This is a genomic window from Cerasicoccus sp. TK19100, from assembly GCF_027257155.1.
Classification (GTDB): domain Bacteria; phylum Verrucomicrobiota; class Verrucomicrobiia; order Opitutales; family Cerasicoccaceae; genus Cerasicoccus; species Cerasicoccus fimbriatus.
The window spans coordinates 495,231-508,887 of the sequence record NZ_JAPWDU010000002.1 but is presented as its reverse complement, the minus strand read 5'-3'; the positions used below and the strand labels follow the sequence as shown (position 1 = coordinate 508,887).

The following is a 13,657-nucleotide window of genomic DNA, read 5'->3' as shown; positions in this document are numbered from 1 at the left end:
TTTCTAGTTTCAAGTGATGTCCACCGAACCTGTCCAAATCGTCTGCCCAAGCTGTAACGCCATCAACCGCGCACCGCGTGAAAAACTGGCCGCCGGGCCCAAGTGCGGCAAATGCCAGGCACCGCTGCTCCCCGGGAAGCCGATTAATGCGACCGATGCCAACTTCGGGCGCTTTTTGGGCAAGTCGAGCCTGCCAGTAGTGGTGGATTTTTGGGCTGACTGGTGTGGGCCGTGTCAGATGTTTGCGCCGACCTTTGCGGAGGTCGCGACTTCGATGGCGACGGAGGCAGTGTTCCTCAAGGTGGACACCGAGGCGTGCCCGCAGACCGCCGGGTTGTTTCAGATTCGTTCGATACCGGCGCTGATGCTGTTTGCGGGCGGTAACTTCGTGGCGAAGCAGCAGGGTGCCTTACCGAAACCGCAGTTCGAGCAGTGGCTCCGCCAGCAGATCGCGGGGCTCAATTCCTGACATCCGTACACAAAAAACGGGCTGGTAAACTACTCCGGCCCGTGATCCGTTAACTGAACTGTGCCAATCTGCCTTACTGCTGACTGTTGTCTTTACTCCAGAAGAAGCAGGTGCCCTTCGTTTCGAGTTGGAAAACGGCGGCCTTATACAGTGGCAGGATGATTTCGTTGACGATGGCCAGGAGGTCTTCCTTGGAATCGGCTTCGATTTCGTAGGATTCAATTTCGATGGTGGCATTGAGCGGCTTGAAATTGTCCGCAAGGAGGGTCCACCGTGCATTGAATTCATCGGGTTCGCTGATTACTATATTCAGCGGCACATTGGCTTCGTCACACTTGGTGATGGGCCATTCGCCAAGGTCGTCAATACGGTCAACGATTTCGGCGAGCTTCGGGGACGTCTTGGGCTTGGGGGCCTGACGCGCTTTTGGTGTCTCGAGTGTTGCTGGCATGTTGTGGTTGTTTGGCGTTAGTTAACGGCAAATCGCCGGTATCCATACAATCGTATGAATGGGGCGATTCGTCAAATGATTTTTGGTTAAGAAAGCGTCAAAAAGGATTTTGTTCCCCCTAAATATAGTAAGTCTTTTATGGAATAAAACGATATATTGGGGTCTCAGCAACCTATGTGCCATCTGAGCACTAACATAATAATCAGTGCTTGTTTGCGCATTTTTGGTGCTAACTGCTTAAAATTTAGCGGGTTAAGCGCTCATTTTGCGACTGAACGCTTGTGCTGGGCATCACGTGCGCTATGTTGACCCGTAATACTATGAGTGACGCCCTCGAAGCTGCGAAACAGGATTTTAAAATCAAGGTGCTAATGGTCGACGACCAGGGCATGGTGTGCGAGGCCGTACGTCGCATGTTAGCCGATGAGCCCGGCATCGAATTCCACTCGATGACCGAGCCAACCAAGGCCATCGAGTCCGCCCTTCACATCCAGCCGACCGTCATATTGCAGGACCTCGTCATGCCGGATGTCGACGGACTGACCTTGGTAAAGTTCTACCGCGCCAAGCCCGAGCTGAAGGACGTGCCAATCATTGTGCTCTCATCCAAAGAAGAGCCGGAAACCAAAAAGAAGGCCTTCGAGCTCGGTGCCAACGACTACATGGTCAAGCTGCCGGACAAGTTGGAGGTCATCGCGCGCATTCGCTACCACTCTACGGGCTATATCCGCCTGCTGGAGAGAAATGCCGCGCAAGCCGCGCTGCAGGCCGAGCTCGATGAAGCCGCCCGCTACGTGCAATCGCTTTTCCCGGCCAAGCATGAGGACGACATCGTCAAGACCGACTGGGTCTTCATCTCATCAACGGATTTGGCGGGCGACACCTTTGGCTACCATTGGCTGGACGACGATCATTTCGCCATCTACCTGCTCGATGTTTGCGGTCATGGGGTGGGCGCGGCGCTGCACTCGGTGTCGGCGATCAATGTGATGCGCGCGATGTCGCTGCCCGGGGTAGACTTCCACGATCCGGGGGCTGTGCTGGGCGGTCTCAATGAAGCCTTCGACATGGAGAAGCACAACGACATGTACTTCACCATGTGGTATGGCGTTTACAATAAGCAGACCCGCGAAATGGTCTACAGCTCCGGTGGTCACCCGGCCTCAGTGCTGGTCCGCGACGGCGCGAATCTGCAGCGCCTGGCTACGCCGGGTATGATTATAGGTGGGATGCCGGGCCTGAGCTTTATGACCGAGACCGTCAAAATTGAGCCCGGCGACAAGCTTTACGTATTCAGCGACGGCGTCTACGAAGTCGATTACAAGGACGGCTCCGGCATGATGACCGACGACGAATTCGCGATCGAGCTCGACAAGCCGGCCCCATCGGAGAAATCCAAGGTCGACCACATGGTTGACTGGGTGCGCGAAGCCCAGGGCCGCGACGCCTTTGAAGACGATTACTCCCTCGTCGAAATTATTTTCAAGTAAGCGCCATCTCTCGCCTAAAACCCTGACACCTGCTGATGCACTTCACTTATCAAAACGATTTGTCCGAGCTGGAAAAACTGGCGACGGACCTTGAATCATTTGGCGAGAAGCACGACATTAATATGGCCGTGGTTCATGCCTTCAATCTCTGCCTCGACGAGATTATCACCAACATTATTTCCTACGGTTTTGAGGACGGTGCCGATCATCGGATCGACCTCGAAATGAGCATGGAAGGTGAGCTGGTGGTTGCCCAGATCTCCGACAACGGCAAGGCCTTCAATCCGCTGACTGACTCCAAGGATCCCGACCTGGAATCCGCATTGGAAGACCGCGAAATCGGCGGCCTCGGCATCTTCTTTCTAAAGCAGATGATGGACGAACTCGACTACGAGCGCGACGGCGACAAGAACCGGCTGACGATGAAGAAAAAGAACGTCGCCTTGCCCGAGGATTAATCAACATGTCTCTGCTCGATCTTAACAACCGGCGCTATCTGATTTTTGGCGTCGCGAACCGCAAAAGCGTGGCCTGGGCCATTGGCAAGTCCTTGGAAGACGAGGGTGCCCAAGTCGTTTACTCGGTGCGCTCGGAGGCGCGTCAGGAGTCGTTGACCAAGCTCATGGGCGACCGTGAGGTCCACATATGCGACGTTGAACGCGAAGAGGAAATCACCGCATTGGCCGCGAAGATTCAGGCCGAGGGTGGGGCACCCTTCGATGGCGTTGTCCACTCGATCGCGTTTGCAAACTACAGCAAGGGCATCCGCCCATTTCATGAAACGGAGCGTGAGGATTTCCTGCAAGCCACAGCGATTTCCAGTTTTTCACTGGTCGAGATTGCCCGTGCTTTTAAGCCGCTCATGAAGCCTGACGCCACGGTGGTGTCGATTGGCATTTCCAGCCAGGTGCTTGCGGAAAACTACGGCTACATGTCCCCGATCAAGGCCGCGCTCGAAAGCACCTCACGCTTCCTCGCTAAGTCCTTCAGTGAAGACACGCAGATCCGTTTTAACACCGTCAACGCCGGCCCGCTTAAGACGAGCGCCAGTGCCGGCATCCCCGGCTACTTGGAGAATTATCTTTTCGCGGAGAAACTTACTTTGCGTGGCAAAGCGATCACGACGCAAGAGGTCGCGAACACTGCCGTATTTTTGCTGAGCCCGATGAGCAGCGGCATTAACGCGCAGGGCATCGTGGTCAACCAAGGCATGGACCTGAACTACTTCCAGAAAGAAGTGGTCAGCGCCGCGACCAAAATCTAGCTACGCCAACAACTGCCGGATCACCGACTCGGCCTGGCTTTGGTAGCCACCGCCGAACAAGTTCGCGTGGTTGATCACATGGTATAGGTTATACAATGCCTTGCGCTGCTCGTAGCCCGCTGGGCGAGGCCACGCTCGGTCGTAGGCGGCGTAAAATGACGGGGGAAAGCCGCCAAACATCTCGGTGAATGCCAGGTCGGTCTCGCGGTCACCGTAGTAGCTGGCCGGGTCGTAGATAACCGGCGAACCGCTGGCATCGTGGCCTGCGTTGCCACCCCACAAGTCACCGTGAAGCAGCGAGGGCTCCGGGCGATGGCCAGCCAGCAGATCATCCACCGCGGCGAGTAAATGAACGGCGCCGCGAATCGGTGAGCCGCGTCGCTTGGCCATCTCCAGCTGTGGCCTCAGGCGCTGCTCGCGAAAGAAGGTCGTCCAGTCGTCGGCCCATGCGTTGCACTGCGGGGATGAGCCGATGTAGTTGCCCTCCGCCCAGCCAAAGCGATCACTTACTTTGCGATGCAAAGTAGCGAGCTGTTCGCCCATGGCAGACCAGTCGGCGGGTGCTGCTCCAAACTCGATGGCTTCGAGTACCAGAAAAGCCCGACCTGCAAATTGACCCAAGGCAATGGGGTGGGGCGCGCGAATGGCGTTTGCCGAGTTGATGGCCTCCAGCGCGCGAAACTCCGTGGCAAACATAGCTTCTGCGCTGCGATCATTGAGCTTCACGAAGTAGCTTATCGCATCACCGTGGAGCAGGGTGGCCTCGTTGATGCAACCACCGCCACAGGGTGTTTCACTTTGTATCGCAAAGTAATCGCCGGTTGCCTCGGTGATGGCTTCACCGACTGCCTGCTGCCAGGTCTCAGGCATCGGGGCGGGTGGCCGCAAGCAGGCCCGCGCAGCCGTCTTCGACCATGTTTAATACGTGCTCAAAGCCGTTGTCACCTCCGTAGTAGGGGTCGGGCACTTCCAGCTCATCGTGTTGGGTGCAGTAGTGGGAAAAGAGTTTGATTTTGCCACGCTCTTCGTCGGTCCGCGCGAGGCTACGGGCTCCGGCGAGGTTGTCTTTGTCCATCGCAAGTATCAAGTCGTAGTCGATGAGGTCACGTCGCTCAAGAGGGCGCGAACGGCCAATGATCGGAATATTACGACGGCGCATGGCCTGCTGCATGCGGCTGTCGGGCGGAGCGCCTTCGTGGTAGCCGGTTGTGCCTGCGGACTCGATGTCATAGTACTCGGTGAGGCCTTCGGTGTCGACGAGATGCTGGAAGACACAGTGCGCCGCTGGTGAACGGCAGATGTTGCCCATGCAGAGGAAAAGGATGCGTTGTGTGCTCATGTTGGGTGGGTTATTTCAAGCCGTAGCGGGCGGCGCTGTAGCCGCGAGCGTCCATGGCCGCTGCGGCTTGGGCGAGGTCGATTTTATCACCGGGCTTAATGCCGTTTTCCGCGAACCAGCCCTGGTTCATCTCCAGCACGATTTTGATTTTGTCGCTCTTGGATTTTACGGACTCCTCCACGTGTGGATACATCGGGTAAACTTCGGCCAGCGTGCCATCGGCAAGGATGTAACCGACGTCGAGCGGGATATCGACGTTTTTCATCCAGAAGCCGCGTGGTCCCGGTTTACGGAAAACGAACAGCATGCCGTCGTTCTCGCCCAGCTCCTGGCGGAACATCAGGCCTTGTGCTTGCTCACTGGGCAGGATGGCGAGCTGTACGCGGATGTCTTTGTCGCCGATGGTCAGCGGAAAATAAGTCTCCGCAGTGACGCGTTCGGGCGTGTCGGTGCTTGGCTGGTCGGCGACGGCAAAGGTCAGGCCAAGCAGCAGGCAGCCGAGCAACATGTGGCGAGGTAAAATCATGCCTTCGTTTTTACGTGAGCAGCGGATGCTTGCCAACGCGAAAGTCTACTGGCTGACTCGAAGTGCATGAAAAAAAAAGCGCTTTTTCTCGATCGCGACGGCACGCTGAATCACGACACGCATTACTTGCGCGATCCGGATGAGGTAGCGCTGATACCGGGCGCGCGCGAGGCGCTGCTCCGGGCCCGGGAGTTGGGTTATGTGTTTTATATGGTCACGAATCAGAGCGGCGTGAACCGTGGCATGCTGACGATGGACGACGTCCATGCCTGCAATCGGCGGCTATTCGAGCTGCTGAACATGGGAGACGATCTTTTTGCGGGCATCTGCATCGCGCCGGAGCGGCCGGACGAACCCAGCGAATACCGCAAGCCGTCGCCGAAATACATTCTCGAAATGATTGCGCGCGACGGGCTGAATCCCGATGCCTGCTACATGCTCGGCGACCGCGAGAGTGACTGGCTATGCGGCGTCAATGCCGGCATCCAGCCGGTGGCGCTCAAGACGGGGAAGGCCATCAACGAGAAGGCCTCGACCGTGCTCGCCGCGCATGGTATTCCGCTCTACGATTCGATTGTGGAATTTGTGGCGACGCTGGATTAGCTCGCGATCAGTTCGCGCACTTTATCGATGACTTTGCGCGTGTTGCCCTGATCATTGAAGCGGTTCTTGCATAGCGCGAAGGCGAGACCGGCATCGGGATCGGCAAAGGCTTGCGAGCCACCGTAGCCGCCGTGGCCGAAGCCGTGAGGGCCGATCGCGCTATCCTCGCTGCCGAGGGCAAAACCGAGGCCGAAGTTAAGCGAGTTTTCCGGGGCGGTGGTTGGCCACTGGCGCTCGGTCGCAGTCGCAATACGAGACTTGGGCAACAGCGAAACCCCATCGACGCCACCGGGCAATAGGGCTGCAAAGTGTCGCGCAATCGAGCGCGCGTTCATGATGCCGCTGCTGGCAGGGATGCAGGCGCGGCGGGCGTCATCGCGGTTCATCCAGACATGCAGCGGGCGAAGCCACCCCGGGACGGAGCCGTTGCCGAGGTTGTCGGGTGAGCCGGGGTTGTCCTCCTCCAACCACGCAATGCGGCGCTCGACCTCATCGGGAATCGAGCAATACATCGCCTCGATGCCGAGTGGAGCCTTGATTTCCTCTTCGAGAAACTGCGGAAAAGCCCGGCCATCGATGCGGCGGATCAGTTCGCCAGTCAGCCAGCCGTAAGTCATGGCATGGTAGATTTGCTGCTCGCCGGGAGTGTAGGCCGGAGTCTCCTTGGCCAGCGCATTGACCATGTAATCCCAACTGGCCAGCTTTGTGTGGTCGAGGTCATCGGGCATTTTGTAAAGACCAGCAGTGTGGCCCAAAATCTGGCGTACGGTGATTCCCTCTTTGCCGTTAACGGCAAACTCCGGCCAGTAGCTGGCCACGGTCGCGTCGTAGTCGAGTTGCCCGCGCTCAGCCAGCAGGTGGATGGCAGTTGCCGCAAGGGCCTTGGTCACCGAGAAAACGGGAAAAAGCGTATCCGCATCGACAGGTGCCCCGGTGTTGATATCCGCCACGCCAGCAAAGGCGTCGACGACGAGTTCGCCATGGTGATAGGCGACAACCTGCAAGCCGCGTTCGTCAGCCTGGTCAATGAGCTCGTCCAGGAACGCTTGGATGGGGGGATTCAGTCTGGGCATGCGCAGCAGTTAAGCAATGAAACGCATGCCGTGTGAAGATCGAAATGACACGCTATGCCGTCGCGAGCTTCTTGCCCTTGCGCTGCTTTATCGCAGTTTGCACGAGGTTGCGACCAAAGTCCCACATCGGGCCAGGCAGGCGTGTGCAGTCCTGCAAAATGTCATCCAGGCCATTCACAAAACGGTGGATTTCCGGCTCGCCAATGATGAGCGGCGGCAGGGCCTTAACGATGTCCAAATTGTGGCCGGCGACGTGGGTGAGGATGCGGTGCTTGGTCATCAGCGGCGTCACCACCATTTGCGGGAACAGGCCCTTGTCCACTGCGTGGATGCCCTTCCAGGCGAGCTTCATTTTAATGGAGCGGGGTTCGCCGAACTCGATGGCGACCATGCAGCCCTTGACGCGGACTTCCTTAATCAGCTCATGGTGGGCTTTGAGCTCCAGCAGTTTTTCCTCAATGACTTTGCCGGCCCAGGCGGCATTTTCCACGAGCTTTTCATGCTGGAGAATGTGGATCGTTGCCAAGCCGCAGGCCATGGCGAGGTTGTTGCGCCCAAAAGTGGTGGAGTGAACCACGCAACGGTCGAGGCGCGAAAACACTTTCTGGTGAATGTCGCGACGGGTGACAAACGCAGCAGTTGGCACATAGCCGCCCGAAAGCGCCTTGGCCATGGTGAGAATGTCGGGCTCGAGATTCCAGTGTTCGAAGGCCCACATCTTGCCAGTGCGGCCGAGGCCAGTCTGCACCTCGTCCATAATGAAGAGGGCACCATACTGGCGGCAGAGTGCCTGAGCCTGCGGGAAATAGTCTTCATCTGGCCAGTAAACGCCTTTGCCCTGAACGGGCTCAGCAATGAAGGCCGCGACGTCGCCCTGGCGTAGTTTTTCCTCGAGTTGGTTGAGGTCGCCATAGGCCACCATTTCCGCGCCGGGCAGCAGCGGGCCAAAGCCCTCCTGGAAGTTGCCGTTGTTGGTGAAGGAGAGGGCTCCGAGAGTCAGGCCATGATAAGCACCGGCGAGTGACAGGATGCGCTTGCGGCCGGTTGCGCCCTTGGCAAATTTCAGTGCGCCTTCGACGGCTTCGGCACCGGAATTGCAGAAAAAGACGGCATCCAGGTGCGGCGGCGTGATCTCCACGACTTTTTCCGCGAGCAAGCCACTGAGAAGGGCGCAGTCCATCTGGACCATGTTGGACATGTCCAGGTCCAGGACGTCCTTAATGGTCTTGGCGACCAGAGGGTGGTTACGGCCGATGTTGTAAACACCGTAACCGCTTAGAAAATCCAGGTAGTCATTGCCCTCGGCGTCGTAGAGATAGGAGCCTTTTGCTCGGGTATAAACTTTATCGAAACCAATGGTGCGTAACACTTTAACCAGCGTGCGATTTACATGCTGGTCGTGGAGCTCGTAATTTTCGCCTGCGCGCTCATTTATCAGGCGAGTGATGTCAAATTCGGACATAGTTCGCTCTCAATAGTCACTATAGACGCCAAATGACGCGCCTATTCTGCGTTTAAACAGACGTTACAATCGATTTTCTGTCGTTTTACAAGCTCTACTGCTTAGCGACTTGCTAGGCAGACTGGAGTTTTTCAACGACTTCCTTGATCAGAAACTCCGGTGTGGAGGCCCCAGCGGTCACGCCGACCTTGTTGTAATTATCGTGCAGGTGCGTGATGTCCAGCTCAGCCACGGTTTCAACGTGGTAGGCGGGGAGGCCTGTTTTTTCCACGAGCGCAGCCAATTTCTTGGTGTTGGCGCTGTGGCGGCCACCAACGACCACGATGGCTTCGGCACCGTTGTTCATGAGGACATGAATATCGGATTGGCGTTCTTTGGTGGCACCGCAAATGGTGTCAAAGACCTTGGCTTCCGGGAAGCGCTCGCGTAGGATGTTCGAAAGGCGCTCGAACTCGTCGGTAAACATCGTGGACTGCGAAACCATGCAGACTTGTGGGCCGATGGAGTCGGGCAGGGCGCGGATGTCTTCATCGTTCTTTACGACGTGTCCACGTCCTTCGGTGTAGCCCATGAGGCCCATCACTTCAGGGTGCTTGGGGTCGCCGAAAATGACGGTGTCAAAGCCTTTGCGGGCATGCATCTTGATCTTACCGGCGATGATGCCGACGTCCGGACAGGTGGCGTCCTTGAAATTCATGCCGAGGCTCTTCAGATACTCACGGCGCTCAGGCGAAATGCCGTGTGCGCGGACGACGAGCACGCCGTTTTCCTTGTCTTCATCGGAGACGGTCAGGTCGGATTTGCTCTGGTAGTCGCCGACTTCCTTAATGCCGGTCGCCTCAAGGCGTTCCATCATCTGCTTATTGTGAATCAGGGGTCCGTCTGTGTAGACGGGGCGCTTGCCCTCAGCCGCAAATTTAGCGGCGATATCAATGGCGCGCTCAACACCCCAGCAAAATCCAGCACTGTCTGCTCTAATAACTTCCATAGCAATCTTGAATCAAACAAATGAGAGTGTGTCCCACCATGCTATGAGGCAAGTTTATTTTGGGACAAGGGTCTGTCTGGTCAGTAAACACCCGTGGAAATCCAACTAATAGGTTATAAGTTGCATAAATCTTGGATATGCATCCATTTAGGAACAATTTCCGCTACCCCCAATCTCAAATCGATATGCCCTCCAGCCCCAACGAAATTTTTGATATCGTCGACGAGACAGACCAGGTGATTGGCCAGGCCCCACGTGGACGCGTACACGCCGAAGGCCTGATGCACCGTGCCGTGCATATCTTGGTCTGGAATAGTCGCAACGAAGTCTTCCTGCAAAAGCGCTCAATGAGCAAAGACCAGATGCCCGGTGTCTGGACTACCTCCGCCTCCGGGCATGTCGACTCCGGGGAGGACTACGATACCGCTGCCGTGCGCGAACTCGGGGAAGAGCTTGGCATCCAAATCCAGGGTCCCGAGGCGATGCAGCTGCTCTTTAAACATCCCGCCTGCAAACATACGGGTGCCGAATTTATCCAAGTTTATCATTTGGTCTGGGATGCAGATATGACGCTAGATCCCGAGGAAATCGACGCCGGTGCCTGGTATCAGCCGGACGCCTTGGATGCGCTGATCCGCGAAGATCGCCGCAACTATGCGCCGAGCTTTCGCCTGATCTGGGGCATTGTCCGCCAGCAGGACGCGCAGGCCTTTTTCGGTGAATCGTCAGATTCGCTCCAGTAGATATCCTTTCGGCTGCTTAAGGCGCATCCAATGTCGTCGCATGCGGCGTAAGAACTTTCTGGGTAACGTATCTAGTAGAACGTGGTTGCAAACATCCTGAGCTGCTTGGTGCGCGGCCTCCTCATTGCCACCGGTTTTCAAGTATACTTCATAATCTAGAAAAATGGCGGTGCGTTTGGGGTCGTACAGTGGTTTTTTGTTAACCAGCTTACAGCAGTGCTCCCATTTTTCATAGGGGAACGTCAACTCGCCGGAACCGTCGTCGATTAGGTCATTGCGAACGAAAAAGGCGTCCAGGCAGGGAATCACCCAGATAAGCGAGTAACCATGATTCTGGGCGACGATGTTTAGCGCCTTCAGGGAAGCTCCGAAGGCCCGGTCGCCAACCCATTGCTCTTCGCTGTTTTCCGGGAAGGTGATCGCGCGGTCTAGTGGAAAGTGCGAATTATACTCCACGGTCAATGCCCGCGGCTTGAATTCTTTCAAGACTGCATCAAAAAGCCACATATCGGTCGAATCGACGTCGATGGAGACGTAATCCGGCTCTTGCGGGACGTTGTACTTACGAAAAATTTCGCAAATGTTATGCGAGTAAAGAAAATGTTGGTGCAGGTTGATTGCTGGATTTTCATTACCCCCATCGAGCAGGAGGTGCTTCCAGCCATGGTCCAGGATCAACTTGGCGACATTTGCGCCCGAACCACCGGTAAGGGAGTCGCAGTTGTAGCCAAATTCAACGCAATACGGAGGGTTATTTACCGTGCCGATATTCTCAAAAATAATGTCCAAAAGAGTGTCTTGGTATGACTGGGAGTATGTCCCTTCTCCAAATTCGGTCTTATCTAGATCTTGAATCCATTTTTTCATCACGTTGTCTGTTAATTGAACTTCGGTGGTAGGTCGAGCAAATGCGATTGAATTGCCTTTAGATAATCCGTAGGAGATTTTTCGCTGTCATGATTGGGGGTCTAGATCTTCCGCAAAAGGGGCTTGCGCAACTTTCCCTGGCGGTGCTGAGCCAATCAGCTTTCAAACCCGGACTGCGAAAACCTGGATGCAAACGTTCGTCCAACGAGGGGCTTAATTGGCGTCACATTCGCAGTTATCAACGCGCAACCCGTCATTATCGAGGAAAGGTTCGGTGGTCATTTCTGCCGATTCAATGAAGAGCTTGGTGGTGCCGCAATGGTCTTGAGCTGGTTTACCAGCAGCGTGGGCGTGAGGATTCAACGGCGAGGATTATTCTTCGCCGGTCTTCGCCAACTGCCGATATTTCGACAGCGCATACAGTGGCCAGCTCCATTCGTAGCTGTCATACTTCAGGTAGTAAATGCGCGGGAAACCAGTGCCGGTGAAAAGGCGGGTGCGCCAGGAGCCGTCTTCCTTCTGATTGTTCAGCAGGTAGTTGACGCCGCGTTGGATGGACGGGCGGTTCGGGTTGCCGAAGGTGAGCAGACCGAGGAGCGCCCAAGCGGTTTGCGAGGGTGTGGACTCGCCTTCGCCCTTGGTGGTCTCGTCGTGGTAAGTCCAGATGGATTCGCCCCAGCCGCCGTCTTCGTTTTGGCAGTTTTCCAGCCAGTTGCGGGCACGCTGAATGTAGCCCTGGCTCATGTCGGCACCTACGGCGTGCAGGCCGCGGAGCGCGTGGCCGGTGCCGTAGATGTAATTCACGCCCCAGCGGCCAAACCATGAGCCGTCTTCGAGCTGCGTGTCCTTGAGGAATTGCACGGCGCGGTCGACGACATCGTCCTCCAGGCCGTAGCCCATGAGCGCCAGCGTTTCGAGCGCGCGGCCAGTGATGTCGGAGCAGGGCGGATCGAGAATGGCGTTGTGGTCGGCAAAGGGAATTTCTTCCAGCCAGGCGTCGTTGATATCCTTGTCGAACGCCGCGAAGCCGCCTTCTTTGCACTGCATGGCACGGCACCAGCGGATGGCGCGGTCGAGCGTTTGCTCCTGCGACTTGGTGTTGGTGGCGAGGAGGGGCTTGAGGCCGAGGACGACCTGGAAGGTGTCGTCGACGTCCGGATAAAAGTCATTGTTAAACTCGAAGGCCCAGCCGGTGGCTTCGGTGAATTCGCAGTTTTCCTTCCAGTCGCCGCGGAAAGTGATTTCGCGGTCGAGCAACCAGTCGGCAGCGGCTTGGAGGCGTGGGTCCTCCGGATCATGGCCGCTCTCGGCGATGGCCATGGTGGCAATGGCGGTGTCCCACGTCGGCGAGAAGCACGGCGCGATGCGCCACTCGTCGGGCCCGTCGGTGGTGTTGCCCTGCGTTTTGCCGTAGGTCGGCCAGCAGTCGCCGTCGGTGGTCAGGTCGACGAAGTGCTTGTAGTTCTTTTCGAAAATCCAGTGGTCCTTCTCGTAGCCGAAGCACTCCAGGGCGAGGAGGACATTCATCATCGCCGGGAAAATGGCCCCCATACCGTCGGAGCCGTGGGTGACGCGGTCGTTGATCCAACCCTCGGCGGCCTTCAGCGCACGTTTGCGGAACAGGCCCTGGGGCAGGTTGTTGACGAAGCGGAAGGTCTTGTCGCAAGCCAGGAAGAAATTCTTCCAGGAGAAGGTTTTTTCGCTCCATTTGAGGCCGAGATCGCTCTCCATTGAGCCGCCCGGGTAGAGCTCGTTCAGGTCGGGGCAGCTTTCGATGATGCGCGTGGGCTTGTAGTGGTTGATCACGGCCAACGGCACGAGCATGTTGCGGGTCCAACTGCTGACACGGTAAATGTTAAAGGGGGACCAGCGCGGCAGGAGCATCACCTCCACGGGGATTAGCGGGCAATCTTTCCATGGGAAGCAGCCGATCAGCGCCAGTGTGAGCTTATACCAAGTGCAGAGAGCCGGGATGCCGCCGAGGTCCAGCGCCTTGTCGCGGGCCTTGGTCATGATTTCGGCATTCGGGCTTTCGCCCATCATCTTGAGTGCGTAGTAGCCCTTGACGGTGGCACCGATCTCACTCGGGCCATCCTGAAACTGGGACCAGCCGCCGTCTTCATTCTGGCGCTTCTTGATGTGCGCGATGATTTTTTCCTTGGGAAGCTTGTCCTCCAGGCGGGCCCAGTAGTGGTAGAGCACGTAGTCGCAGGCGACAGTGATGTCGATGGGTAGCTCACAATTCCAGTAGCCGCCTTTTTCCTGGATCGAAAACAGGAAATCTTTAATGCGCTCAATGGACTGATCGACGCCTTCAAGTGAAGGGCCGGTGGAAGATGTGACAGTGTCCGCCATAACCGATTGAGATAGCGAAATTTACGC

General features: G+C 56.7%; 15 protein-coding genes. 6 read left to right on the top strand and 9 right to left on the bottom strand.

Features of this window, described 5'->3' with window-relative positions; genetic code table 11:
- Window positions 1-16 precede the first annotated feature (16 nt).
- The gene (gene trxC, locus O3S85_RS05655) at window positions 17-469 is read left to right on the top strand and encodes a thioredoxin TrxC (RefSeq protein WP_269538837.1); all 453 of its coding nucleotides are present in this window, start codon (window positions 17-19) and stop codon (window positions 467-469) included.
- Window positions 470-542: 73 nt separating this feature from the next.
- Here the strand turns inward: trxC and O3S85_RS05650 are convergent, their stop codons facing one another.
- Window positions 543-920 (bottom strand): hypothetical protein, encoded by a 378-nt coding sequence (locus O3S85_RS05650; RefSeq protein ID WP_269538836.1) that lies wholly within the window; start codon window positions 918-920, stop codon window positions 543-545.
- 320 nt (window positions 921-1,240) lie between these two features.
- On the opposite strand from O3S85_RS05650, the gene O3S85_RS05645 reads away from it, so the two are divergent.
- From O3S85_RS05645 to O3S85_RS05635, 3 genes are read left to right on the top strand one after another with little or no spacing between them, the layout of a single operon-like run.
- The gene (locus O3S85_RS05645; RefSeq protein ID WP_269538835.1) at window positions 1,241-2,410 is read left to right on the top strand and encodes a fused response regulator/phosphatase; all 1,170 of its coding nucleotides are present in this window, start codon (window positions 1,241-1,243) and stop codon (window positions 2,408-2,410) included.
- Window positions 2,411-2,445: 35 nt separating this feature from the next.
- Window positions 2,446-2,868: an ATP-binding protein gene (locus tag O3S85_RS05640; protein ID WP_269538834.1), complete on the top strand. Its 423-nt coding sequence runs from the start codon at window positions 2,446-2,448 to the stop codon at window positions 2,866-2,868.
- Window positions 2,869-2,873: 5 nt separating this feature from the next.
- Window positions 2,874-3,674 (top strand): enoyl-ACP reductase FabI, encoded by an 801-nt coding sequence (locus O3S85_RS05635; RefSeq protein ID WP_269538832.1) that lies wholly within the window; start codon window positions 2,874-2,876, stop codon window positions 3,672-3,674.
- Here O3S85_RS05635 and O3S85_RS05630 read toward each other — a convergent pair whose 3' ends face one another.
- From O3S85_RS05630 to O3S85_RS05620, 3 genes are read right to left on the bottom strand one after another with little or no spacing between them, the layout of a single operon-like run.
- Window positions 3,675-4,544 (bottom strand): fructosamine kinase family protein, encoded by an 870-nt coding sequence (locus O3S85_RS05630; protein WP_269538831.1) that lies wholly within the window; start codon window positions 4,542-4,544, stop codon window positions 3,675-3,677.
- Window positions 4,537-5,013 (bottom strand): low molecular weight protein-tyrosine-phosphatase, encoded by a 477-nt coding sequence (locus O3S85_RS05625; RefSeq protein WP_269538830.1) that lies wholly within the window; start codon window positions 5,011-5,013, stop codon window positions 4,537-4,539. The genes O3S85_RS05630 and O3S85_RS05625 overlap by 8 nt, the downstream gene beginning before the upstream one ends.
- Window positions 5,014-5,023: 10 nt before the next feature.
- On the bottom strand, window positions 5,024-5,539 hold the full coding sequence (locus O3S85_RS05620) for a DUF192 domain-containing protein (RefSeq protein WP_269538829.1): 516 nt from the start codon (window positions 5,537-5,539) through the stop codon (window positions 5,024-5,026).
- A 66-nt stretch (window positions 5,540-5,605) separates the two neighbouring features.
- Here O3S85_RS05620 and O3S85_RS05615 point away from each other — a divergent pair, with 66 nt between their 5' ends.
- Window positions 5,606-6,142 (top strand): D-glycero-alpha-D-manno-heptose-1,7-bisphosphate 7-phosphatase, encoded by a 537-nt coding sequence (locus O3S85_RS05615; protein WP_269538828.1) that lies wholly within the window; start codon window positions 5,606-5,608, stop codon window positions 6,140-6,142.
- Here O3S85_RS05615 and O3S85_RS05610 read toward each other — a convergent pair.
- The 3 genes from O3S85_RS05610 to ispH all read right to left on the bottom strand — a co-directional run bounded on the left by O3S85_RS05610 (window position 6,139) and on the right by ispH (window position 9,665).
- Window positions 6,139-7,215, bottom strand: coding sequence for a serine hydrolase domain-containing protein (locus tag O3S85_RS05610; RefSeq protein WP_269538827.1), 1,077 nt, complete (start codon window positions 7,213-7,215; stop codon window positions 6,139-6,141). The genes O3S85_RS05615 and O3S85_RS05610 overlap by 4 nt on opposite strands.
- 52 nt (window positions 7,216-7,267) lie before the next feature.
- Window positions 7,268-8,677: an aspartate aminotransferase family protein gene (locus O3S85_RS05605; protein ID WP_269538825.1), complete on the bottom strand. Its 1,410-nt coding sequence runs from the start codon at window positions 8,675-8,677 to the stop codon at window positions 7,268-7,270.
- A gap of 112 nt (window positions 8,678-8,789) precedes the next feature.
- The gene (gene ispH / locus O3S85_RS05600; protein ID WP_269538824.1) at window positions 8,790-9,665 is read right to left on the bottom strand and encodes a 4-hydroxy-3-methylbut-2-enyl diphosphate reductase; all 876 of its coding nucleotides are present in this window, start codon (window positions 9,663-9,665) and stop codon (window positions 8,790-8,792) included.
- A 185-nt stretch (window positions 9,666-9,850) separates the two neighbouring features.
- On the opposite strand from ispH, the gene O3S85_RS05595 reads away from it, so the two are divergent.
- On the top strand, window positions 9,851-10,408 hold the full coding sequence (locus tag O3S85_RS05595; RefSeq protein WP_269538822.1) for an NUDIX hydrolase: 558 nt from the start codon (window positions 9,851-9,853) through the stop codon (window positions 10,406-10,408).
- Here O3S85_RS05595 and O3S85_RS05590 read toward each other — a convergent pair.
- Both O3S85_RS05590 and shc read right to left on the bottom strand, forming a co-directional pair.
- Window positions 10,391-11,197, bottom strand: a complete 807-nt coding sequence (locus O3S85_RS05590) for a hypothetical protein (protein WP_269538821.1) — start codon at window positions 11,195-11,197, stop codon at window positions 10,391-10,393. The two genes, O3S85_RS05595 and O3S85_RS05590, sit on opposite strands and share 18 nt — an antisense overlap.
- A 450-nt stretch (window positions 11,198-11,647) precedes the next feature.
- On the bottom strand, window positions 11,648-13,630 hold the full coding sequence (gene shc, locus O3S85_RS05585; protein WP_269538819.1) for a squalene--hopene cyclase: 1,983 nt from the start codon (window positions 13,628-13,630) through the stop codon (window positions 11,648-11,650).
- Window positions 13,631-13,657 lie beyond the last annotated feature (27 nt).